23 protein-coding genes are annotated in these 21,239 nt (G+C 66.5%); 7 read left to right on the top strand and 16 right to left on the bottom strand.

Annotated elements, in window-relative coordinates:
• Positions 1–259 precede the first annotated feature (259 nt).
• The 6 genes from F9K07_RS13530 to F9K07_RS13510 all read right to left on the bottom strand — a co-directional run bounded on the left by F9K07_RS13530 (position 260) and on the right by F9K07_RS13510 (position 4,416).
• Entirely contained in the window at positions 260–982 is a 723-nt protein-coding gene (locus tag F9K07_RS13530; protein ID WP_159593894.1) for an SIR2 family NAD-dependent protein deacylase, read from the bottom strand.
• A gap of 9 nt (positions 983–991) precedes the next feature.
• A complete protein-coding gene (rlmB, locus tag F9K07_RS13525) occupies positions 992–1,735 on the bottom strand; it encodes a 23S rRNA (guanosine(2251)-2'-O)-methyltransferase RlmB (RefSeq protein WP_159593892.1) in 744 nt (247 codons plus the stop codon).
• Positions 1,736–1,742: 7 nt separating this feature from the next.
• On the bottom strand, positions 1,743–1,874 hold the full coding sequence (locus tag F9K07_RS32090) for a hypothetical protein (protein WP_268894757.1): 132 nt from the start codon (positions 1,872–1,874) through the stop codon (positions 1,743–1,745).
• 81 nt (positions 1,875–1,955) lie between these two features.
• On the bottom strand, positions 1,956–3,380 hold the full coding sequence (locus F9K07_RS13520; protein ID WP_159593890.1) for an aminotransferase-like domain-containing protein: 1,425 nt from the start codon (positions 3,378–3,380) through the stop codon (positions 1,956–1,958).
• 2 nt (positions 3,381–3,382) lie between these two features.
• Complete coding sequence (locus F9K07_RS13515) at positions 3,383–4,057, bottom strand: LrgB family protein (RefSeq protein ID WP_159593888.1); 675 nt, start codon at positions 4,055–4,057, stop codon at positions 3,383–3,385.
• On the bottom strand, positions 4,054–4,416 hold the full coding sequence (locus F9K07_RS13510; protein WP_159593886.1) for a CidA/LrgA family protein: 363 nt from the start codon (positions 4,414–4,416) through the stop codon (positions 4,054–4,056). Before F9K07_RS13510 ends, F9K07_RS13515 begins: the two co-directional genes overlap by 4 nt.
• 152 nt (positions 4,417–4,568) lie before the next feature.
• Between F9K07_RS13510 and F9K07_RS13505 the strand changes: the two genes are divergently transcribed.
• The 3 genes from F9K07_RS13505 to F9K07_RS13495 are packed head-to-tail and all read left to right on the top strand — an operon-like array spanning position 4,569 to position 7,299.
• Positions 4,569–5,261: an acyl-CoA dehydrogenase family protein gene (locus tag F9K07_RS13505; protein ID WP_159593884.1), complete on the top strand. Its 693-nt coding sequence runs from the start codon at positions 4,569–4,571 to the stop codon at positions 5,259–5,261.
• On the top strand, positions 5,258–6,001 hold the full coding sequence (locus F9K07_RS13500) for a c-type cytochrome (RefSeq protein ID WP_159593882.1): 744 nt from the start codon (positions 5,258–5,260) through the stop codon (positions 5,999–6,001). Before F9K07_RS13505 ends, F9K07_RS13500 begins: the two co-directional genes overlap by 4 nt.
• Complete coding sequence (locus F9K07_RS13495; RefSeq protein WP_236581955.1) at positions 5,998–7,299, top strand: cytochrome c; 1,302 nt, start codon at positions 5,998–6,000, stop codon at positions 7,297–7,299. The genes F9K07_RS13500 and F9K07_RS13495 overlap by 4 nt, the downstream gene beginning before the upstream one ends.
• A 49-nt stretch (positions 7,300–7,348) precedes the next feature.
• On the opposite strand, the gene F9K07_RS13490 is transcribed toward F9K07_RS13495, so the two are convergent.
• Positions 7,349–8,302: an IS110 family transposase gene (locus F9K07_RS13490; protein WP_159593437.1), complete on the bottom strand. Its 954-nt coding sequence runs from the start codon at positions 8,300–8,302 to the stop codon at positions 7,349–7,351.
• A gap of 693 nt (positions 8,303–8,995) precedes the next feature.
• Between F9K07_RS13490 and F9K07_RS13485 the strand changes: the two genes are divergently transcribed.
• Positions 8,996–11,371, top strand: a complete 2,376-nt coding sequence (locus F9K07_RS13485; RefSeq protein ID WP_159593878.1) for a hypothetical protein — start codon at positions 8,996–8,998, stop codon at positions 11,369–11,371.
• 8 nt (positions 11,372–11,379) lie between these two features.
• A complete protein-coding gene (locus F9K07_RS13480) occupies positions 11,380–11,697 on the top strand; it encodes a thioredoxin family protein (protein WP_159593876.1) in 318 nt (105 codons plus the stop codon).
• On the opposite strand, the gene F9K07_RS13475 is transcribed toward F9K07_RS13480, so the two are convergent.
• Positions 11,694–12,386 (bottom strand): ABC transporter ATP-binding protein, encoded by a 693-nt coding sequence (locus F9K07_RS13475; protein WP_159593874.1) that lies wholly within the window; start codon positions 12,384–12,386, stop codon positions 11,694–11,696. The two genes, F9K07_RS13480 and F9K07_RS13475, sit on opposite strands and share 4 nt — an antisense overlap.
• Positions 12,387–12,403: 17 nt before the next feature.
• Here F9K07_RS13475 and F9K07_RS13470 point away from each other — a divergent pair, with 17 nt between their 5' ends.
• Positions 12,404–13,075 (top strand): arylesterase, encoded by a 672-nt coding sequence (locus tag F9K07_RS13470; RefSeq protein ID WP_159593872.1) that lies wholly within the window; start codon positions 12,404–12,406, stop codon positions 13,073–13,075.
• Between the two features lie 7 nt (positions 13,076–13,082).
• Positions 13,083–14,159, top strand: a complete 1,077-nt coding sequence (gene mnmH / locus F9K07_RS13465; RefSeq protein ID WP_159593870.1) for a tRNA 2-selenouridine(34) synthase MnmH — start codon at positions 13,083–13,085, stop codon at positions 14,157–14,159.
• Positions 14,160–14,200: 41 nt separating this feature from the next.
• Here mnmH and F9K07_RS13460 read toward each other — a convergent pair whose 3' ends face one another.
• From F9K07_RS13460 to F9K07_RS13425, 8 genes are all read right to left on the bottom strand, one after another.
• Entirely contained in the window at positions 14,201–14,395 is a 195-nt protein-coding gene (locus F9K07_RS13460; RefSeq protein WP_159593868.1) for a hypothetical protein, read from the bottom strand.
• 34 nt (positions 14,396–14,429) lie between these two features.
• The gene (locus F9K07_RS13455; RefSeq protein ID WP_159593866.1) at positions 14,430–15,632 is read right to left on the bottom strand and encodes a PLP-dependent transferase; all 1,203 of its coding nucleotides are present in this window, start codon (positions 15,630–15,632) and stop codon (positions 14,430–14,432) included.
• A 14-nt stretch (positions 15,633–15,646) separates the two neighbouring features.
• Entirely contained in the window at positions 15,647–16,171 is a 525-nt protein-coding gene (locus F9K07_RS13450; RefSeq protein ID WP_159593864.1) for a phosphoribosyltransferase, read from the bottom strand.
• Between the two features lie 73 nt (positions 16,172–16,244).
• Positions 16,245–17,633: an adenylosuccinate synthase gene (locus tag F9K07_RS13445; protein WP_159593862.1), complete on the bottom strand. Its 1,389-nt coding sequence runs from the start codon at positions 17,631–17,633 to the stop codon at positions 16,245–16,247.
• On the bottom strand, positions 17,630–18,823 hold the full coding sequence (locus F9K07_RS13440) for an ATP phosphoribosyltransferase regulatory subunit (RefSeq protein ID WP_159593860.1): 1,194 nt from the start codon (positions 18,821–18,823) through the stop codon (positions 17,630–17,632). The genes F9K07_RS13445 and F9K07_RS13440 overlap by 4 nt, the downstream gene beginning before the upstream one ends.
• Before the next feature lie 93 nt (positions 18,824–18,916).
• Positions 18,917–19,498 carry a malonic semialdehyde reductase gene (locus tag F9K07_RS13435; RefSeq protein WP_159593858.1) on the bottom strand — a complete coding sequence of 194 codons (582 nt, stop codon included), beginning with the start codon at positions 19,496–19,498 and terminating at the stop codon, positions 18,917–18,919.
• 25 nt (positions 19,499–19,523) lie between these two features.
• The gene (locus F9K07_RS13430) at positions 19,524–20,540 is read right to left on the bottom strand and encodes a Bug family tripartite tricarboxylate transporter substrate binding protein (RefSeq protein ID WP_159593856.1); all 1,017 of its coding nucleotides are present in this window, start codon (positions 20,538–20,540) and stop codon (positions 19,524–19,526) included.
• Between the two features lie 60 nt (positions 20,541–20,600).
• Positions 20,601–21,221: a nuclear transport factor 2 family protein gene (locus F9K07_RS13425; protein WP_159593854.1), complete on the bottom strand. Its 621-nt coding sequence runs from the start codon at positions 21,219–21,221 to the stop codon at positions 20,601–20,603.
• Positions 21,222–21,239: the final 18 nt, after the last annotated feature.

Raw genomic sequence — 21,239 nt, 5'->3', positions numbered from 1 at the left:
CGCATCGCCGTCTATGCGGCTTGTTCGCCCTGCTGGGTGGCGACCTCTGCGTTTGGGTTCCTAGTCCACTGAATCACTGAAATCGGATCGGTGCTGTCCACCCGATACGGGCGCGCTGCGGCGTTGCAAATGCTCGCGATACCTGCGGGTATCGCTGCGCTTTGCGCCTTGCACCGCATCCCGTCTCAGGCGTCCCTCACCGCCCATTCCAATGATTCAGCGGACCAGCGCCGGGCCTCAGCCAAAGACGCTCAGCTTCTCAGGCCAGCAACAGCGGCAGGCATACCGCCGAGGGTTCTCGCAAGCACCGCTCGGCAATCGCATCCAGTGGCGTGGGCTCGGGGTTGACCACGACCACGCGCGCGCCGCTCTGGTGCGCCGTGAACGCCAAACCAGCGGCCGGATACACCTCACCCGATGTGCCCACCACCAGCATCAGCTCGCAATCGCGTGCCGCGCGTTCGGCGCGTTCGAGCGCATCGGGCGGAAGGTGCTCACCGAACCACACCACGGCCGGGCGGCGCAGGTTGCCGCACACGCGGCAGCGCGGCGGGCGGCCTGCTTCGATCGATTCGCTGCGGCAACAAGCGCGCGGCGCGTCGAGCCAGCGGTCTTCGCCGATGATGCCGTGCAAGGCCACCACCTCGGTGTGACCGCCGCGCTGGTGCAGGCCATCGACGTTCTGCGTGATCAGCGTCATGCGAGCGGGATGGCGGCGCGCGAAATCGGCCAGCGCGCGATGACCCGCATTGGGTTCGACGGCGGCGATCATCTCGCGCCGAAACACGTACCAGTCCCACACGCGTTGCGGGTGGGCGCGAAAGGCGCTTTCGGTGGCGAGGTCTTGCGGGTTGAAGCGCGCCCACAGCCCGGTCTGCGCATCGCGAAACGTGGGCACGCCGGACTCGGCGCTCACGCCCGCGCCGGTAAGCACGGCGATGTGGCGCGCCTCCTGGATCCAGTGGCGAACCTCGTCGCTCATTTCAAGTCTTCAAGTCCGCTGGCGCAGGGCTTCGTACAGGCACACGCCGCTGGCCACCGAGACGTTCAGGCTCTCGACCGCGCCCGCCATGGGAATGCTCACCAGTTCGTCGCAGGTCTTGCGCGTGAGCTGGCGCATGCCCGCGCCTTCCGCCCCCAGCACCAGGGCCACCGGGCCTTTGAGATCGGCCTGGTAGAGCGTCTTGGGCGCATCGTCGCTGGTGCCGATGACCCAGATGTTGCGTTCCTTGAGTTCGCCCAGCGTGCGCGCCAGGTTGGTGACCATGAAGTACGGCATGGTCTCGGCCGCGCCGCTGGCCACCTTGGCCACGGTGGCGTTGATGCCGGCCGCGTGGTCCTTGGGTGCGATCACGGCGTGCGCGCCAGCACCATCGGCAACGCGCAGGCAGGCGCCGAGGTTGTGCGGGTCGGTGATGCCGTCGAGCACGAGCAGCAGCGGCGGGATGCCGGTGGGTTCGAGTTGCTCCAGCAAGTCATCGAGCGAGCGCACCTGTTTGATCTCTTCCACCCGCGCCGCCACGCCCTGGTGGCCGTGGCTGCCGGCGAGCTTGGCGATGCGCAGGCCGTCGGCCTCGATCAGCCGGGCGTTGGCGTCGCGCGCCTTGTCCAGAAACTGGCGCATGCGCGCGTCGCGCCGCGTGGGCTCGTAGTAGATCTCGATGATCGATTGCGGCGCGGTCTTGAGGCGCACACCCACGGCGTGAAAGCCGAACAGCACTTTGGGAGAGGACATGCGGGGATTATCCGCGCTGGCCGCACCAGGAATGAGGGGCCTCGTCTTCGTAGGTGGGCGCGCCAAAGCGCTCCAGGGCGAGATTGCCGTTGAGGGCGATCGAGAGTTCGGCCGCCTGGTCGCAGACCTTGATCGCCAAGGAGCTGCATCGGGCCGCCGTGTCCGAGGTCGGGTCCCCTGCGTAGGCAAGGACGCGAAGCCTCAAAACAGCGCATGGGCTTCAACCCAGATGCGCCAGCTCACCCAGCAACCGCAACGCCCCGTCGAAACGAGGGTCGCCCGGATGCCCGACGTTCAAACGCAGGTGGTGCGTGAAGCGCCCGTCGGGCGAAAACAGCACGCCCGGCGCGGTGCTGATGTTGTGCGCCCGCGCGCGGTGGTGCAGCGCCAGCGCATCCACCTGCGGCGGCAACTCCAGCCAGAGAAAGTAGCCCCCGAGCGGACGCGTGACGCGCGTGCCACTTGGAAAGTGCCGCTCCACCAGGCGCAGCGCTTGCTGCTGCTGTCCGGCAAGCGCCTCGCGCAGGCGGCGCAGATGGCGGTCGAAGCCGCCCTGCTCTAGGTAATCGACCAGCGCCAGCTGCGGCGGGATGGACGTGGCGAGCGAACTCGACATCTTCAACCGCTCCACCACCGGCGCATAGCGGCCCGCCGCGGCCCAGCCCACGCGGTAACCCGGCGCCAGGCATTTGGAGAACGACGCGCAATGCAACACACCGCCTTCGCGGTCGAAGGCCTTGGCCGGTGGCGGGCGGCGCGCGCCTGCGTGCAGTTCGCCGTACACATCGTCCTCGATCAGCGGCACGCGGTGGCGCGCCAGCAAGTCCACCAAGGCTCGTTTGCGCTCGGGCTGCATCAGCGCGCCCAACGGGTTCTGGAAGCTCGGCATGAACCAGCAGGCCGCCACAGGTTGGCGTTCCAGCAAGGCGGCCAGCGCGCCGAGGTCCACGCCTTCGCGCGGGTCGGTGGCCACCTCCACCGCCTTGAGGTGCAGCCGTTCGAGCGCCTGCAGCGCGGCGTAGAAAGTGGGCGACTCCACCACCACCACATCGCCCGGTTTCGTCACGGCTTGCAGGCACAGGTTGAGCGCTTCCATGGCGCCGTTGGTGATGACCAGTTCGCCTTCGCCCAGCGGCACGCCGTGCAAGGCATAGCGCCGTCTCAAGGCCTGGCGCAAGCCCTCGTCGCCCGCGGTGAGCGCGCCGGTGATGCGGGCCGCGGGCAGCCGCCGCATGGCGCGCGCGCCGCTGCGCGCCAGCGCGTCGAACGGGAACAGGTGCGGCGCGGGAAAGGCCGAGCCCAGGGGCACCACGTCGGCGTCGCGCGTGGAGCCCAGCAGCTCGAACACGAGTTCGCTGATGGTCACCGGCGTGGCCTCGCCACTGGGCTGGGCGGTCTGCAAGGCCGAGCGCGCGGCCCGTTTCGCCGCCCGCACGAAAAAGCCCGAGCGCGCCCGCGCTTCCACCAGTCCCTGCGATTCGAGCTGGCCATACGCCTGGAACACGGTGGACGGGCTCACGCCACGCAGCTCGCAGGTCTGGCGCACCGAAGGCAGTCGCTCGCCCGGGCGCAGCAGCCCGGCGCGGATGCCGTCGGCGATTTCTTCGGCCAGTTGCTGGTAGCGGGTGAGGCGTTCGCTGGACATACCTAGCGCACCAGCAAAGCCAGCACCAGCGCCGTGCCCACGCCGTTCAAACCCATCGCCAGCGCCGCAAACGCCACGCTCTGCGGCTGCGTCTGCAGCGCACGCGCGGTGCCGATGGCGTGCGCCACCAGGCCGAGCGTGAAGCTGCGCGTGATGTCGTCGTCGATCCGCAGGCGGCGCAACACCGGTGCGGCAAACAAGGTGCCCAGTACGCCCGTGGCCACGACCGCCAGCGCCGCCACCGCCGGCAGTCCACCCGCGCCCTCGGCGGCCTGCATGGCGATGGGCATGGTGGCGGCCTTGGGTGCGAGCGACAGTGCAAACGGCAGCGGCGTGCCCAAGGCCTTGGCCAGCGCGAGCGTGCCCAGCACCGACACCAGGCAGCCGGCCAACAAAGCGCCGAGCAGCGGCCCCGCCATGCGCCGCAGCAGCGCCGCCTGCCGGTACAACGGCACGGCCAGCGCGATGATGGCCGGGCCGGTGAGCCAGCGCAGCGCGCGCGTGGCCTCGGCGTACACCGGGTAGTCCACGTGCGCGAGCGCCAACGCGCCCCACACCAGCGCGGTACCGGTGAGCACCGGCAGGCACAGCAGGTGGTGGCCGCTGCGCCGGTACCACCAGGCCGCCACCCCATAGGCGGCCAGCGTCACGCCGGTCCAGACGAACACCGTGCTCATGGTTGGCGGCCCCGCATCAACCGGTGCAAGGTCCAGCCGGTGGCCGCGATGGTCAAGGCCGTCACCCCAGTCGCGGCCAGCACGAACACCAGGAGGTGTTGCGACAGCAGCCCGCCGTAGAGACCGACCGCCGCGACCGAGGGAATGAGAAACAGCATGAGGTGCCGCAGCAAAGGCGCGGTCACCACCTCCAGGCTCTGCGGCACGCTGCCGCGCCACGCGAGCGCCCCGAACAGGATCAACAAGCCCAACAGAGAACCCGGCAAAGGCCAACCCAGGAACGCCACCAGCGCGTCGCCCAGCCATTGCAAGCCCGCCAGGGCCAGTGCCGCCACCACGGTTTGGAACCACTTGAACATCGTGCCAGTATCCCCGCAGATGACCCGTCTGCCACGGATCAGATCCCCGCTTTTGCGGGTGGACCAGAGCAGATCAATTGGCAATCTGATCTGGTCATTTTTCAATAAAACTGCGTCTTGCGCATCAGATCAAAGCAGGCCACGATCATGGCATGCTGCAAAACCTTACGATCTCACCGGCCGAAGCCGGCTTGCATGCGCTGCGCGAGGTGGTCGACAGCGGCCTGCTGCGCTGTGGTGTACCGGCCCATCTGGGCGGGTCGGGCCAAGGGCTCGACGCGCTGGCCCACGGCGCGGCCGAACTGGCGCGGCAGCACCCCGCGGCGGCGCGGCTGCTGTGGGCGCAGCGGCTGGCCATCGAGGCGCTGCTGCAGTCGCCCAACGTGGCCTTGCGCGAACACTGGCTGGCCGACTTCCTCTCGGGTGAGCGCGCGGCCACCGTGTCGCCATCGTTCGACGCGCTGCGGGCACGCGACAGCGGCCGGGGCTGGCTGCTGCAGGGCGAACTGATCCTCACACCCAATCTGCAGTGGGCGGGCTATTCGGTGGTCGCGCCTGTCCGGTTCGATGAGGGGAGGCCACAATGGGTGATGCTGCGCAACGAAGAAGAAGGCCTGGGCCCCGTGCCGGACACGGGGGTCGGCACGCCCGCAGCCACGCTCACCGCCACACTCCAGTTGGAGCGGGTGTATTTCCGCGAAGACGAGTGGCTGTGCGGCCCGGATCTACCCGAACGCGTGGCGCCCGTGGCCATGGCCTTGAGCGCCTGCTGGCCACATGCCACCGACTGGAACCGAACCGACCCACGACCGCTCACCACCACCACCACACCACGAACCCCATGAGCTTCCTCTCCCGCTTGTCTGCGCGCCGACATTGGCCGCAAGCCCTGTTGTTCGCGGCCGGCTGCATGCTGCTGCCGGCCACCGCGCAAACCGTGCGCTTCGAAGACAGCATGGCCCAGCGCCTGCTCGCCTGCACCGCTTGCCATGGCGCCCAGGGCCGCGCCGCGCCCGATGGCTACTACCCGCGCCTGGCGGGCAAACCCGCAGGCTATCTCTACAACCAGTTGCTGCACTTTCGCGACGGCCGGCGCGTGTACCCGCTGATGACGCACCTGCTCACCCCACTGAACGACACCTACCTGCAGGAGATCGCCGAGCACTTCGCCGCCATGGAGGTGCCCTACCCCGCTCCGGTCCGCGTGAACGCCTCGCCGCAAGACCTGCAGCGCGGCGAACAGCTCGCCCTGCGCGGTGACGCCTCGCGCAACCTGCCCGCCTGCGTGGCCTGCCACGGCAGTGCGCTCACCGGCGTGAAGCCAGCCACCCCGGGCCTGCTCGGCCTGCCGCGCGACTACCTCAACGCCCAGCTCGGTGCGTGGCGCGCTGGCCTGCGCAAGGCGCACGCGCCCGACTGCATGGCCGACATCGCCCGCGGCCTCGGCGCGAGCGACATTGCCGCCGTGAGCGCCTGGCTGGCCACCCAGCCCGTGCCCGCCGACGCGCACGCCGTCGCACCTTCGGCCACCCCACTGCCGCTGCAATGCGGCAGCGCGTTGCTCCCCACGGGAGGCCGACCGTGAGCCTGCGCCGCAAACTCACACAAGGACTGGGCGCATTGGTGCTCACGGGCGTGGCCGCGTTCGCCTGGCTGGCCTGGCCCGCCCAACCCATCGCGATCGAACCCGCACCCACCACGGTCCCGCTGAACGACCCGCACACCATCGAGCGTGGGCGCTACCTCTCGGTGCTGGGCAACTGCCAGGCCTGCCACACCGCACGCGGCGGCACGCCGTTCGCGGGCGGCATGGGCATCGTCACGCCCTTTGGCACGGTCTACGGTAGCAACCTCACGCCCGGCAGCGACGGCCTGGGCGCATGGAGCGCCGACGACTTCTGGCGCGCGCTGCACCACGGCCAGGCACGCGATGGCCGCTGGCTCAACCCGGCCTTCCCTTACAACAACACCACGCACCTCACGCGCGAAGACAGCGACGCGCTCTACGCCTTCTTCCGCAGCTTGCCCGCCAGCGACAAGGTGGTGCCCGCGCACGACCTGCGCTGGCCCTACAACACGCAGTTCGCGCTCAAGGCCTGGCGCACGCTGTACTTCCGGGCCGAGGCCTACACGCCGCCGCAGCCAGGCGCCTCGTCGGCCGAGTTGTTGCGCGGGGCCTATCTCGTCAACGGCCCTGGCCACTGCAGCGCCTGCCACGTGCCGCGCGACGCCCTGGGTGGTCAAAGCGACCTGCTCGGTCTCTCCGGCGGCCTCATTCCCATGCAGCGCTGGTACGCGCCTTCACTGCTCGACCCGGCAGAGGCCGGCGTGCAGAACTGGTCGGTCGACGAGATCGTGGCGCTGTTCAAGGACGGCCGCGCGCGCGACGCGCTGGTGAGCGGCCCCATGGCCGAGGTGGTGCAGCACAGCACGCAACACTGGAAGGCCGAAGACCTCCAGGCCATGGCGCGCTACCTCCAGCAACTGCCGGTGGAACACACCACCCGCCGCCAGGCGCCCAGCGCGCCCGATTCGCGCACCCTCAGCGCGGGCGCCAAGCAGTACGAACAGCATTGCGCGCAGTGCCACGGCGCCCAGGGTGAGGGTGTGCGCCACAACGGCGCCATCGCCTACCCGCCGCTGGCCGGCAACCGCACGGTCACCATGGCCTCGCCCGCCAACCTGGTGCAGATCGTGCTCAATGGCGGCTTCGGGCCGGTCACGCGGGGCCACCCCCGCCCCTTCGGCATGCCGCCTTTCGTGCTGCAGATGAGCGACAGCGAGCTGGCCGAGGTGCTGAGCTATGTGCGCACCCAGTGGGGCAACCAGGCCGAGCCGGTGAGCTCGCTGGACGTGCAACAAATGCGCGGACCGCTGAGATGAAACACCCGCCTGCCCCGCCTTGGGCCGGCGGAGGTTCTATGGATAGAAGTCAAGCGCTGGGTGCATATCGCTGAGGCTCGAATGGTTTGCCAGAGCGCCAGACGGCAAAGGCGATACGCAGGAGCTTGCGAGCCAGTACAACGAGGGCTTCGGTGGTCTTCAGGCCGCGCTGGCGCAAAGCCTTGTAAGTGGCTTCAAATGTCTTGGTGTGGCAGGCCGACATGGCGGCGAGGTACATCTGGCGTCGTAGAGCCGGTTGTCCGCGTTTTGAGAGCCTTCGGTGGCCTCGGCTGCGGCCCGAATCACAGGCACGCGGGTCCAGCCCACTGTAGGCCACCAAGGCATCGGCGCTGGCAAAGTCCAGCTGGGCCAGCACGCTGGCCAGCAATGCACTGCTTTGCGCGCCCACGCCCACGATGCTTTGCAGTAGAGCCCGTTGCTCTGCCAAGCGGGCATCCTTTGCGAACAGTGCTGCGATGCGCGCATCCATGGCCTTGAGCAGCGTGGCGAAGGCCGCATCCAGGGCCCCTAGCTCGGCAGCGATGGCTGCATCACAGCCCTGTAGCGACTGGTGCAGCGCGGTGCGTTTGGTCACTACCGTCCAACGCTGCGCGAGCAGGGTGTTGACCTGAGCGAGCGCGGGGCAGCAAGCCTGCCAGGGGTGCAGGTGCTCATGATGTTCAAGAAGGTAACGGGCGATCACATGGGCATCGAGCCGATCGGTCTTGGCCCGAGCGCCCAGGGCGCGGGCGTAGAAGAACACATCGCGGGCGTTGAGCACGAACACCTGCAGACCCGCTGCGTGTGCCAGGGTGGCGAGCAGTTGGTGGTAGCGCCCGGTGGACTCCATGGCCACAAGGGTGTTGTCTGGTAGCTCACGCAGCCAGGCGCTGATGGCGCCGACCTCGTTGGCGATGCTGCGGCATCCTGGTTGGGAGGCCGTGGCGACGACGAGTTCGGCCTTGGCCACATCTACCCCGATGAACACATGGACTTCTTGCATGGCAACCTCCTGCGAGAAAGAATGGCAAGTGTTGGGGTGGAAATTCCCGCCAGCCGCGTTAGCTTGCTTCAAGATCGGCGCTACTGGGTGCCGCTCAGTTCCTTATCGACGCTGAAAGGCGGGGTGGGGGCAATCTCCGCCAGTCGGTCCAAGCCGATAGCCGTACTTCCAGGCCCTCCACCCCAACACCTCAACCATACAAGCCGTCCCTTGGTGCCTCTGGATGGCGTCGTTTCATGCGTTGCGGTTCACGCTTCGCCGACCTGCGCTGGCCTGACAACCCGTTGGAGATTCCCGATTGATCTAGACCGACCAGCGCATCTTCGCGTGCCCTGCCACAACGGCGCGAACAGCACGGCGATAGCCTGCTCTGAAGTCGCGCGACTGCATCTTCGATCCGGTGGTGGTACCGAACTGCGTGGTGTACCCGGTGTAGGCGGTGTTTGGCTCGGCGGCAACGTACCGACCGGTGCTTCTCTGCGAAGCCCGACTTGCCGCCGCCGTTAGAACCATGGCGGCGCGCGCGTTACCCACCGTCGCGGCACCCATCTAGACCAAAGCGGCAGCCCACTTCGTTGAGGAATCAAAATGCACCGCGCTGACCCCCACGCACCTCGGCCAAACGCGCCGGTCCACCAGCCCATCCAACAGGGCTCAGAAAGCGTTCAGGCACTCCCCCCGTGGCCACCCTACGTGCATCAACATGCGCCAGCGACCACGCAAAACAGCGTGCCGCAGCTCTCTTCCAGAGCTATCTCTGATCAGACGGTGCCCGTCCATGGCGTCGCCCCGGTGCTCCACAACGCTCAGACCCGCGTCATCGCCGGCTACAAACTGCAGCGTGCAGAGATCTCTAGTCCCGAGGGACGGAAACTCAAGGGCCTGGGGAGACGGCACGTCGAGCTCGCGACCTATCTGGACGAGCACAAGGGCACATGGTTCACCTGCGCAGAACTCATGCAGGTTACTGACATTCGCAGCGACGCGTATCTCAGCACATGCATGGGCCAGTTACCCAAGCGGTTCAACATCAGTTACAAAAAAGACGAACAAACGGGGGTGAGGTCCTGGGTCATGAATGAGCCCCAGATCGGCATACCCATGGCAGAAAGCCAAGAACCTGTTGTCACAGCAAACAGAATCGCGCTGGACCCCGCCGGACAGTACCTTCTTCAGGAGAGCCCCCGGGCCTTGTGGATCGAAGGTATTGAAAAACCGCTGACAGAGCGGCAATTCCATGTTCTGCAAAAACTTCATGAAGCAGGAAATACCGGCTTGTCTGCGCAAGAACTGGCCAACGCGTGCAGGTTCTCCATCGCTTGCACATACCAAGTGATAGATAAACTGCGCGACATTGTTCCGCCCGGAACGATTGTGAACAAGAAAAACCCCCTGGGCGGGCCACGCCAATACCGACTTCAGTGGCATTGGACCGCTCAGCGTCCTGCACCCAGTGAAAAGCCGGCGCCCCTTCCCGCACCGCCACACCTCCATTTGCAACTGTCGATTGTCGCGGCAGCGGAGGAAATGAAAAACCAGTCATACACGCTTGTGAACACGGCGGCCGACGACATCCAGAAGGCCTTGACGGACTGTCGCTGGGATCGGTTGAACGAGCGTATCCGTGCATTGAGCAAGGAAATCGAAGAATTCCTGCTCCTGCAGAAAGATGACCACGGCAAATCGATGCGGGCATCCGTTTCGCCATCCGCCCAGATGCTCGTCAACGCGATGTCTTCACACGACGACCCCGTTGTGATGGCGCACATGAAGGCGGGCTGCCAATACTTTGGCGAGGGACGCTACCCGTTGCCCTTGATACGGCTCCTGCGCTGCATACCCTTAAAGAAGTCAAAAAGCGAAGTCGTTGCATCACATCAAGCGGCTCTGCTCACACCCGATCGGCGAGCACGGACTCTGCAGGCCGTTCTGGTCTATCTGAGTTGGCTGCAAATCCCCTGGAGCAACATGAGCGACGGAAGCATTGCCGAGCTGAGTTCGGACATTGATGAAGAAATTCAGCGCCTTTTTGCGGTTCTGCGTGATGCGCATGACGCGGCGCAATCGGATCAAAAGGAATGCGCGGCAATCGTCTCCAGCCTCAAGGGAGCGCTCCTGCCTGAGTATTGCGCTTTGCCTTTGGCACAAAAATTAAGACACGCGAAATCCCAACCTGGATCGCTGATCTCGACTTTGCAAGCTGCCTTGATCACACTGGAAGGCAATGCACATCGGCATCGGGGGCCAGCACACAGCCTGCATCCGTTCGAAACCCGTTCCTTTCAAAACGAAAAGGACGTCAAACGCAAACGCGATGGCGCAGACCATGAGCACGCCAACAAGAAAGCCAGAACTTCGGACGACATAGAACCTACCAGCATCCCCGCAACTTTCCTCAATGGTCATTTCGGATCGCCGATGTTGTTAGACGGGGTATCTGTGGCCTCGCTGCTTGGCATGACATCGGGCTCCGAAGTTGTCATGCCAACCAACATGCCTCCCCACCCGTCGCCCCAGCAGTCGTTCTTGCACGTACACCAACGCCAGCAACATCCAAGTGCCCACATCCGCGCCAGCTACACCTCGAGGGAACTGGTCAGCGGCAACTTTTCTGCTGTGCCAGCGCCCCAGTGGGTTCGACAGCCTCCACCGCCAATCGCTACAAGCAACAGCAGTAGCGCCGCAACGAGAAGTAAAACACTTGGTATCTCTGTCGCTTCGCTTCTGGGTATCGCATCTGACGCTGGACCCCGCATGCCGATGAACGCGGTACCCAGCGCTCCTTTTTCGCGGCCGGGCCAGTTTCAGGGGTTTCCAAACGCTTACACCCCCACCAGCTACACCTGCGCGCAATTGCTGAGTAGCACCTTCTCAATCGGGCCGATGTGCCAGGGGAATGAGCTGACCATACCCTCGAGCAACACCAACACCAACACCAACACCAACGCGGGAACCCCAACGACAAACGCCGCAACGGAATCGCACGATGCCGACGCCCTGGAGCGCGAAGAGCCAGACGAGCTCGCCGGCCCTTGGACCGATCAGTACCTCGGGGACGACAACTGGTGACAACTGAGATGCAAGTCGTCTGCCTGTGCGCCGAGTGGTGCGGCACCTGCCGCGACTGGCGGCCAGTGATCGATGCGCTTGCACGGGCGCACCCGCAGGTGCGCTGGCGCTGGCTCGACATCGAGGACGAAGCCGATCTGCTGGGTGACCTGGATGTCGAGACCTTGCCCACGCTGCTCGTGGGCCGGGGCGATCGGGTGCTGTTCTTCGGGTCGGTGCTGCCCAAGGCGGAGCTGGTCAAGCGCCTGGTCGAATCCCTCGCCACGCAGGAACACGCTGCGGCTGTCGACGGCGACGTGGCCGCGCTGTGGCAGCGCCTGCGTTAGACCGGCGTGGCCTCGGCGATCGCCGCCACCTGCCCGGCCTCGATCGTGATGCGCCGTTCGCAGCGCTCGGCGATGCCGCGGTCGTGCGTCACCAGGACCAGCGTGGTGCCTTGCTCGCGGTTCAGCTCAAACATCAGCTCCATGATCTTGGCGCCGGTGGCGAAATCGAGGCTGCCAGTGGGTTCGTCGGCCAGCAGCACGGCCGGCTGCACCACGAAGGCGCGCGCCAGCGCCACGCGCTGCTGCTCGCCGCCCGAGAGCACCTTGGGGTAGCTGGTCAGCCGCTCGCCCAGACCTACGCGCTGCAACATCTGCGTGGCGGTGGCGCGCGCATCGCGCCGACCGGCCAACTCCAACGGCAGCATCACGTTCTCCAGCGCCGTGAGGTTGCCCAGCAGTTGGAAGCTCTGGAACACGAAGCCCACCTTCTGTGCGCGCAGCGCGGCGCGCTGGTCCTCGTCCATGGCGAACAAATCGGCCCCATCGATGTGAACTGTGCCGCTGCTGGGCGTATCCAAACCCGCAACGATCGACAGCAGCGTGCTCTTGCCCGAGCCGGACGCGCCCACGATGGCGGCCGTCTCGCCCTTGTGCAAGGTGAAATCGATATCGCGCAGAATCGTCAGGGAACCGGTGGAGTCGGTCACGGACTTGAACACGTGCTGGACCGCGATCATCACATCGGACATGGAAAGGACTTCTCAAGTTGAAACGCCGTCACTTTAACGCGCTGGCCACCGCGCTGTGCGCACTGGCCGCGGCCGGGTCTTCAGGCTTCACCCATGCGCAGAACACCTCCGCTGCCGATCCGCTCGTCCTTGTGGTGGGCGATTCGCTCAGCGCCGAATACGGGCTGAAACGCGGCACCGGCTGGGTGGCCTTGCTGACAGAGCGACTGCAACAGGAAAAAGTTCGGGCCCGCGTGGTCAACGCCAGCATCAGCGGCGACACCACCTCAGGCGGCCGCTCGCGCCTGCCGGCGCTTCTGCGCCAGCACAAGCCCGCGTTGGTGGTGATCGAACTCGGCGGCAACGACGCGCTGCGCGGCCTGCCGCTGAACATGACGCGCGAGAACCTGGCCACCATGGCCCGCCTCTCGCGCGAGACCGGCGCCAAGGTGCTGCTGGTGGGCATGGAAATGCCGCCCAACTACGGCGCGAAGTACGGCCAGGAATTCCGCGAGGTGTTCACGACCGTGGCCAAGGCCGAGAAGACGGCGCTGGTGCCCTTCTTCCTCAAGGGCGTGGCAGACACGAAGGACCCGACCGCGTTGTTCCAGGCCGACCGCATCCACCCCAACGAGGCCGCGCAGGCCACCATGCGCGACAACGTCTGGCCCGAATTGCGCAAGCTATTGGCGGGACAGCGCGCCGGATAATCGGCGCATGCCCGTCCACACCCTGAGCGCCACCGAGGCGCTCGCCCGTCTCGCCGACTTCGACACCATCATCGATGCCCGCTCCGAGGCCGAGCACACGCTCGACCACGTGCCGGGCGCGCTGAACTGGCCCACTTTGAACAACCAGGAGCGCATCGAGATCGGCACGCTGTACAAGCAGGTCAACCCGTTCGAGGCGCGCAAGCGTGGGGCGGCGATCGCGGCACGCAACATCGCGGCCCACGTGGAGCGCGAGGTGCTCGACAAACCCAAGGGCTGGCAACCGCTGGTCTACTGCTGGCGCGGCGGCCAGCGCAGCGGGGCGCTGGCCACCATCCTGGGCGCCATCGGCTTTCGGGTGACGCTCATCGAAGGGGGCTACAAGGCCTGGCGCGCGGCCCTGGTGATGGCACTGCCGGCCCTGGCCCAGCGGCTCTCTTACCGCGTGGTCTGCGGCCCCACCGGCAGCGGCAAGACCCGCCTGCTGCATGCGCTGGCCGACCAGGGCGCGCAAGTGCTCGACCTGGAGGCGCTGGCCAACCACCGCAGCTCGGTGCTGGGCCAGATTCCCGGCCTGCCGCAGCCTGGGCAGAAACGTTTCGAATCCCTGGTGTGGGATGCACTGCGGGGCTTCGATCCGGCGCGTGTGGTGTACGTGGAAAGCGAAAGCCGCAAGGTCGGCAATCTGCGCGTGCCCGAAGCGCTGATGGACGCCATGCGGGCCAGTCCCTGCATCGACTTGCAACTGGACGACGCCGAGCGCGTGGCGCTGCTGCTGGAAGACTACGATTTTTTTGTGCAGAACCCGATCGCCTTCTGCGAGCGGCTGACCGCGTTGACCGAACTCAAGGGCAAAGCGGTGGTGGCGGCGTGGAGCGAGAAGGTCCGACAAGGCCGCACACCCGAGGTGGTGCTGGAATTGCTCAAGGGCCACTACGACCCGACGTACGCCCAATCGATCGGGCGCAACTTCGTGCGATTTGCGCAGGCCGCGCCGCTGGCGCTGCGCGACCGCTCGCCCCTGTCACTGGCCAGCGCCGCGCAGACGCTGATCGCCAGTGAGACGCCACCGCCAATGGCGTGAACGCGACGGCCAGGAGCGGTCGCGGGGCACGGGCGGCGCGCTCAGTTCGAGGCGCTGCCGTCGCTGTCGGGTGAGCCGCCGGGTTCCTGGGGCGCGCCCTCGGGATTCTCGCCCGCGGCATCGCCGTCGTTCGGGTGTTGGCGCCCAGCAGCCTTGGCTTTGAGCTTCTCCTCTTTCTTTTTCTTCTTGGCAAGCTCGCGCTGGCGTTTTTCGTATCCGTAGTTGGGAGTGGCCAAATCAGTCTTTCAAACAGGAGGTGAAGAAATCGGGTCAGTCGTGCAGCGCGGCCAAAGCCTGCGCCAGGTCGGCGCGCAAGCCGTCCACCGACTCCAGACCCACGGCAAAGCGTACCAGACCCCCGGCGTTTTGCCAGCCACCGCTGGTACGCAGCGAAGCCAGGTCGTACGTGGCGCACAGGCTGATCGGGCCGGCCCAGCTCCAGCCCAGCCGGAACAGGCGCAGGCGGTTGCAGAAGGCATCGATGCGCGCCTGTGTCACGGACGCATCGAACACCACACTGAACAGGCAGGCGGCGGCGCTGGCATCGCGCTTCCAGGCCTCGTGCCCCGGCGAGCCGGGCAAGGCCGGGTGCAGCACCTGCAGCACGCCGGGTTGCGATTGCATCCAGGTGGCGAGTTCGCGGGTGGCGGCGTCTTGCGCGTGGTAGCGCAGCGCCATGCTGGGCAGGCCGCGCAACACCAGTTCGGCGTCGTTCGCGCCCACACCCGTACCCAGGCGCATGCGGGTGAGCAGGATCTTGCGGTGCAAGGCGAGATCGCGCGTGACGACCGAGCCCATGAGCACGTCGGCGCCGCCACTGGGGTACTTGGTGAGCGCCTGCACCGACACGTCCACCCCCAGCTCGAAGGCATTGAAGGCGATGCCCGCGCCCCAGGTGTTGTCCAGCGCGGTGACGATGGTGCGCTCGCCGCTGCGCTGGGCATTGGCCTCGCGCACGCAAGCCACCAGAGCCGGGATGTCGGGGTATTCGAGCGTGATCGAGCCCGCGGCCTCCAGCCACACCAGGCGGGTGGCGGGGCCGATCTGGCGCGCCAGGTCGGCCGGGTCCTGGGCGTCGTAGAAGCGGTGCGTGATGCCCCAGGCGGCCAGCTCGACCTGCGCGAACACCGTGCCCGGGCCATAGGCGTTGTTGGGCAGCAGCACTTCGTCGCCCTGGCGCAGCAAGGCCATGTCCACCAACGTGATCACCGCCAGGCCGCTGGGCGCGAGCATGCAATGCTCGCCACCTTCGAGGGTGGCGATGCGCTCCTCGAGCGTGAAGGTGGTGGGTGTGCCGTGCAGGCCGTAGGTGTAGCCGCTCTTGTTCTTCCAGTCGTAGGTGCGCAGCGCCTCGACGTTGGGGAACAGCACCGTGGACGCCTTGTGCACACCCGGAGCAACCGCCTCGAAGCCCTGCGGGGGCTTGTAGGGGTGGTGGATCAGTCGGGTGCTCAGGTCGTCGTCTTGGTTCATTCAGCCAGTCGGTTCTAAAGTTTCCACTTTTCCAGCAATTGTGCGGGGCGCATGCTGTCGTAGCCCTCGAAAGGCTGGTGGATCCACGGATTGGTGGGCAGGAATTCCACCGAATAGTCTGCGGTGAAAGTCGACAACTGCTTGGTCCAGATGACCGCGCTGCGCATCTCCGTGATGGGCTTGTAGTTGTTCTTGAGCATCTCGATCACGGCCCTGAGCGTGTGGCCGGAGTCGGCCAGATCGTCGACCAGCAACACCTTGCCCGCGATCTCGCCCTTGGGCGTGGTGATGTAGCGCGCGATGTCCAGGTTGCCCTGCTGCGTGCCGGCGGCGGCGCGGTAGGAACTGGTGGACATGATGGCCAGCGGCTTGTCGAAGATGCGCGAAAGAATGTCGCCGGGGCGCATGCCGCCGCGCGCCAGGCACAGGATGGTGTCGAACTCCCAGCCCGACTGGTAGACCTTGAGCGCGAGCTTCTCGATCAGGTTGTGGTATTCGTCGTAGGAGACGTAGAGGTGTTTGCCGTCTTCGGTCAGCATGCGGACTCCGGGGGAGGGATCGATCTATCGGTGGGGATTCTGCACAAACGGCTGCGCGCCGGTCTGGGGGGTTTCACCCATGGTAGGGCTGTTGCAGCAGGATGGTGTGGTCCCGGTCCGGGCTGGTGGAGACGATGTGGATCGGCACGCCGGTGGTCTCGGCAATGCGCGTAAGGTAGGCCTGCGCGTTCTTCGGCAGGTCTTCGTAACGGGTCACGCCTACCGAGGTTTCGCTCCAGCCCGGCAGGGTTTCGTAGATCGGTTTGCAGCGCGCGATGTCTTCGGCGCTCATGGGCAGGATGTCGATGGTTTCGCCATCGAGCTCGTAGCCGGTGCACAACCGCAATTCCTTCAGGCCATCGAGCACGTCCAGCTTCGTGATGCACAGGCCCGAGAGGCCGTTGACCTGCGCCGAGCGTTTGAGCAAGGCCGCGTCGAACCAGCCGCAGCGGCGGCTGCGACCGGTGGTCACGCCCTTCTCGGCACCCACGGTGGCCATGTGGTAGCCCGGTGTGCCTTCCTTTTCCCATTCCAGTTCGGTGGGGAACGGACCACCGCCCACGCGGGTGCAATAGGCCTTGGTGATCCCGAGCACGTAGTGCAGCAGTTGCGGGCCCACGCCCGCGCCGGCGGCGGCGTTGCCGGCCACGCAGTTGCTGGAGGTGACGAAGGGGTAGGTGCCGTGGTCGATATCGAGCAGCGTGCCTTGCGCGCCTTCGAACAGCAGGTTGGCGCCGGCCTTGTGCGCTTCGTTGAGTTCGCGCGAGACGTCGGCGATCATGGGCTTGAGCAGTTCGGCCTGTTGCATGGCCTCGGCGTACACCGGTTCGAACTGGATCGCGCCGTCTTTCATGTAGGCGCTGAGCTTCTCGTCCCAGGCAAAGTCGGCCGAGTGGAGGTAGCTGGTGAGCACGTGGTTGTGCAGGTCGAGCAGCTCGCGCAGCTTGGCGGCGAAGCGTTCGGGGTATTTCAGGTCTTGCACGCGCAGCGCACGGCGGGCGATCTTGTCTTCATAGGCCGGGCCGATGCCACGACCCGTGGTCCCGATTTTTTCCGCGCCGGCCTTCACCTTCGCGGCCTCGCGCGCGATGTCGATCGCGGCATGGAACGGCAGGATCAGCGGACAGCCTTCGCTCACGCGCAGGCGCGAACGCACTTCGACGCCGGCCTTCTCCAGGCCGGCGATTTCTTCGAAGAGCTTGCCCACGGAGAGCACCACGCCATTGCCGATGTAGCACTTGACGCCTGCGCGCATGATGCCGCTGGGAATGAGGTGCAACGCGGTCTTCACACCGTTGATGACGAGTGTGTGGCCCGCGTTGTGGCCGCCCTGGAAGCGCACCACGCCGGTGGCGGTTTCCGTGAGCCAGTCGACCAGCTTGCCCTTGCCCTCGTCGCCCCACTGGGTGCCGACCACTACCACGTTGCGCCCCGGCGTTGCGGTGCTCTTGCTGTTCGTCATTTGCTGGTATCCGTTTGAAAAGATTGCACTGTCCAGGCACCGCGACGGGATGCGTCGGGCACCAGTTCGCGGTCGCACTGGAATTCGTCGACCTGGTGTTCGTGGCCGGGCAACACGCAGACCACGGTGTGGCCCTGGGCGCGCAAGCCGGCGATGGCCTCGCGCAGGCCGGCATCCATACCCCAGGGCGCGCGGATGGCTGCGACCAGGGGCCGCGGCGGCACGATCGCCACCAGGTCCTTCAGGTCGAGGCTGAAGCCCACGGCGGGCCGGTTGCGGCCGAACACGGCGCCCACTTCGTCGTAGCGCCCGCCGCGCGCGAGCTCCATCGAGGGTGCCGCACTGCCCTCGGGCGCATGCGCGAAGAGCGCGAAGCGCATGCCGGTGTAGTAGGCGTAGCCGCGCAGATCGGCCAGGTCGATCGACACGTCCACGCCTTGCACATGCGCGGCGAGCCACCGCAACCCATCGAGCGCGGCGTGCAGCGCGGGCGACGGCTGCAGCGTGCGTTGGGCTTCGTCCAGCACCGACACGTCGCCAAAGAGGCGCGGCAAGGCGCACAGGTCGCGCCGCACGGCCTCGGGCAGGTCGCGCGCGAGCGATTCGAGTTCGGCCACGTCCTTTGCATTGAGCGCGGCGTGGATGCGGGTCTCCTGGGCGGTGGACAGCGACACGGGTGCGAGCACGGCGTCGATCACGCGCACGTCGGCCATGTCCAGTTGCAAGCGGTTCACGCCCGCACCGCGCAGGCAGGCCTGGGCCAACTCGATGATTTCGAGATCGGCTTCCTGGCTGGCATGGCCGTAGATTTCAGCGCCGAACTGCAGCGGCTCGCGGCTGGCCAAGGGGCCGTCGACACGGGTGTGCACCACCGGACCGCAATAGCTCAGGCGCGCCACGCCCTGGCGGTTGAGCAGGTGCGCGTCGATGCGCGCCACCTGCGGCGTGCTGTCCGCGCGCAGGCCGAGCGTGCGCCCGGAGAGCTGGTCGACGAGTTTGAAGGTTTGAAGATCGAGGGCTTCACCGGTGCCGGTGAGCAACGATTCAAGGTGCTCCAGCAACGGGGGCATGACCAGCTCGTAGCCATAGCCCCGAGCCGTGTCCAGCAAAACCCTGCGAAGTTCTTCGATGTGCCGGGCCTCGGAAGGCAGGACATCGGCAATGTGATCCGGGAGGACCCAGGCAGACATGGCTATTTTCAAGCGCTGTTAAAAACGCGATTCTACCGGCCTGCGCAAAGGGCCCCTCGGCCCGAGAAACGCCGCTGCTCTCGGGGGCCTGGCTTAAAGGATCTGGCAGGCCTGTTCGAATTCCAGGCGGCGGTTGCGCTCGAACACCTTGTTGTCGCCGTAGCCCAGGTTGATGAGGAAGTTCGCGCGCCAGCGCCCGTCGGGGAAGAACTCGGCATTGACCTTGGCCAGGTCCACGCCGCTCATGGGGCCGCAATCCAGTCCCAGGGCGCGCGCCGCGATGATGAAGTAGGCGCCGCCCAGCGTGCTGTTGCGCGTGGCCGTGGCTTCGGACATCGCCGGGTTGCTCTCGAAGTTTTCCTTGGCGCCTTCGCGGTGCCACACCTGCGGCATGAAGTCGTAGAAGCGGTTGTCGGCGCACACGATCACCGTCACCGGTGCCGCGCGCGTCTTGTCCAGGTTGCCCGGCGAGAGCGCGGGCAGCAGCCGCGCCCTGGCCTCGGGCGTTTTCAGGAACACGTAGCGCGCGGGCTGGGTGTTCATCGATGTCGGGCCCATGCGGGCCACGTCGTACACCTGCCGCAACAACGCGTCCGAAACGGGTTTATCGAGGAAGGTGTTGGCGGTACGCGCCGTGAGGAAGATCTGGTCGAGGGCTTGCGAATCGATGGTCATGTGGGCAAACAAGTGAAGGGAAAAATCAATCCAGGCTGATGTTGGCCGCTCGGATGAGGCCGGTCCAACGTTGCACATCGCGCGCCAGCATGGTCTTGGTATCGGCCACGCTGATGTTCATCGGCGACCCACCGGCCTTGCGGAAGGTCTCCTGGAGTTCGGGTGTGGCGATGATTTTCGCCAATTCGGCGCGCAGGCGCCGCAGCGCCTCGGGCGGCGTCTTGCTGGGCGCGAAATAACCGAACCACGATTCCAGCTCCAGCTTGACCGTGCCCGACTCGTTGATGGTCTGCACGTTGGGCTGCATGGGGTTGCGCGCGGCGCTGGAGACCGCGATGGCCTTGAGCTTGCCGGTATCGACGTGGGCCCGCGTGGTGGGCGTGAGGTCGAAGAACAGATCCACCCGCTCGCCCAGCAGATCGGCATAGGCCGGCTGCGCGCCGCGGTAGGGCACGTGCACGATGTCCACGCCCGCCAGGCTCCACAGCGCGGCGGCCAGCACGTGCTGTCCCGAGCCATTGCCGGCCGAGGCGTAGGTGAGCTTGCCCGGGTGGGCCTTGGCATGGGCCACCAGCTCGGCCAGGTTGTTGAACGGCAGGCCGTTGCGCCCCAGCAGCGTGTAGCTGTAGCTCACCGCCAGGCCGACGGGCTCGAAGTCCTTGAGGCTGTCGTACGAGAGGTTCTTGTACAGCCCCATGTTCAGGACCATGTTCGACACCGAGCCGGTGAGCAGCGTGTAGCCGTCGGGCGCAGCCTTGGCCGCGGCGTCGGTGCCGACCACGGTGCCCGAGCCGGTGCGGTTCTCCACCACCACGGCCTGGCCCAGGGGCTGGGCCAGGCGGTCGGCGAGCGCGCGGCCCACGAAGTCGAAACCGCCACCGGGCGGCTGCGGCACGATCACGCGGATGGGTCTGTTGGGGAAATCCGCCTGCGCCCAGGCAGACGTGGCCAACGCGGCCAGCGCGGCGGCCGGCACGGCACCCAGCAGTTGGCGGCGAACGGGCGAAGCGGGGCCTTCGCATGTCGGATCGAATGCGTTCATGTCTTGTCTCCAGTGGTTGTATGGCGCGGAGGAACAGCGGCCCGCGCCCGCCGCCGAAACTCAGCGCTCCAGCGCGCCGCCGGCCAGCCAGCGGGCGCCTCGGCGGTACAGCGCGTCCACCTCTGGCCCCTTGAGCATGGGCATGTCCATCTTCACCGTGTAGCCGATGCGGGTCTGGATGTAGGCCAGATGGCGGTAACCCTCGGGCATCTTCGCCAGGGCCTGCTGGTCCAGCGCGAGCACGGCGGTGGAGTCGACCGGGTCGATGCGGTCCTTCTCGTAGATGGGCTGGCGGTGCAGCAGTTTCCATTCACCGGCTTCGCGCACCACGAAGTCGTAGAAGCGGCCGGTGCAGACCACGTCGCACAGCACCGGGCCGTTCTCGCCCTCGACCATGCCGCGCTGCGAGATGGTCATCTTGGTCTGCGCGATGGCACGGTCGCCCGCGACCTCCACGGCGGTGCCACCCAGAAAGTGCAGGATGCTCACGCCCTTGGCCCAACCTTCTTGGGTCACGCGGATGAACTCGGCGAACGGGCCCTGGAACCAGGTGGCCATCATCACGCCCTGCGGATGCCACACGGTGGCAAAGCGTTCCCAGTCGCCCGCATCGCGCCACACGGCCCAGCGCTCCACCATCTGGCGGATCAGCAGCTCGTCTTTCAGTTGTTGTTCGATCATTTCTTGGTGTCCTCGGGT

The sequence above is a fragment of the Hydrogenophaga sp. BPS33 genome (assembly GCF_009859475.1).
Taxonomy (GTDB): domain Bacteria; phylum Pseudomonadota; class Gammaproteobacteria; order Burkholderiales; family Burkholderiaceae_C; genus Hydrogenophaga.
Note: the sequence above shows the minus strand (reverse complement) of the source record. Positions and strands in the feature narration are given on the sequence as shown.

Bases quoted from the DNA above. Each gene is read 5' to 3' on its own strand.
- F9K07_RS13530 (WP_159593894.1), bottom strand. From the start codon at position 982: ATGAGCGACGAGGTTCGCCACTGGATCCAGGAGGCGCGCCACATCGCC.
- rlmB (WP_159593892.1), bottom strand. From the start codon at position 1,735: ATGTCCTCTCCCAAAGTGCTGTTCGGCTTTCACGCCGTGGGTGTGCGC.
- F9K07_RS13520 (WP_159593890.1), bottom strand. From the start codon at position 3,380: ATGTCCAGCGAACGCCTCACCCGCTACCAGCAACTGGCCGAAGAAATC.
- F9K07_RS13515 (WP_159593888.1), bottom strand. From the start codon at position 4,057: ATGAGCACGGTGTTCGTCTGGACCGGCGTGACGCTGGCCGCCTATGGG.
- F9K07_RS13510 (WP_159593886.1), bottom strand. From the start codon at position 4,416: ATGTTCAAGTGGTTCCAAACCGTGGTGGCGGCACTGGCCCTGGCGGGC.
- F9K07_RS13505 (WP_159593884.1), top strand. From the start codon at position 4,569: ATGCTGCAAAACCTTACGATCTCACCGGCCGAAGCCGGCTTGCATGCG.
- F9K07_RS13500 (WP_159593882.1), top strand. From the start codon at position 5,258: ATGAGCTTCCTCTCCCGCTTGTCTGCGCGCCGACATTGGCCGCAAGCC.
- F9K07_RS13490 (WP_159593437.1), bottom strand. From the start codon at position 8,302: ATGCAAGAAGTCCATGTGTTCATCGGGGTAGATGTGGCCAAGGCCGAA.
- F9K07_RS13480 (WP_159593876.1), top strand. From the start codon at position 11,380: ATGCAAGTCGTCTGCCTGTGCGCCGAGTGGTGCGGCACCTGCCGCGAC.
- F9K07_RS13475 (WP_159593874.1), bottom strand. From the start codon at position 12,386: ATGTCCGATGTGATGATCGCGGTCCAGCACGTGTTCAAGTCCGTGACC.
- mnmH (WP_159593870.1), top strand. From the start codon at position 13,083: ATGCCCGTCCACACCCTGAGCGCCACCGAGGCGCTCGCCCGTCTCGCC.
- F9K07_RS13455 (WP_159593866.1), bottom strand. From the start codon at position 15,632: ATGAACCAAGACGACGACCTGAGCACCCGACTGATCCACCACCCCTAC.
- F9K07_RS13450 (WP_159593864.1), bottom strand. From the start codon at position 16,171: ATGCTGACCGAAGACGGCAAACACCTCTACGTCTCCTACGACGAATAC.
- F9K07_RS13445 (WP_159593862.1), bottom strand. From the start codon at position 17,633: ATGACGAACAGCAAGAGCACCGCAACGCCGGGGCGCAACGTGGTAGTG.
- F9K07_RS13440 (WP_159593860.1), bottom strand. From the start codon at position 18,823: ATGTCTGCCTGGGTCCTCCCGGATCACATTGCCGATGTCCTGCCTTCC.
- F9K07_RS13435 (WP_159593858.1), bottom strand. From the start codon at position 19,498: ATGACCATCGATTCGCAAGCCCTCGACCAGATCTTCCTCACGGCGCGT.
- F9K07_RS13430 (WP_159593856.1), bottom strand. From the start codon at position 20,540: ATGAACGCATTCGATCCGACATGCGAAGGCCCCGCTTCGCCCGTTCGC.
- F9K07_RS13425 (WP_159593854.1), bottom strand. From the start codon at position 21,221: ATGATCGAACAACAACTGAAAGACGAGCTGCTGATCCGCCAGATGGTG.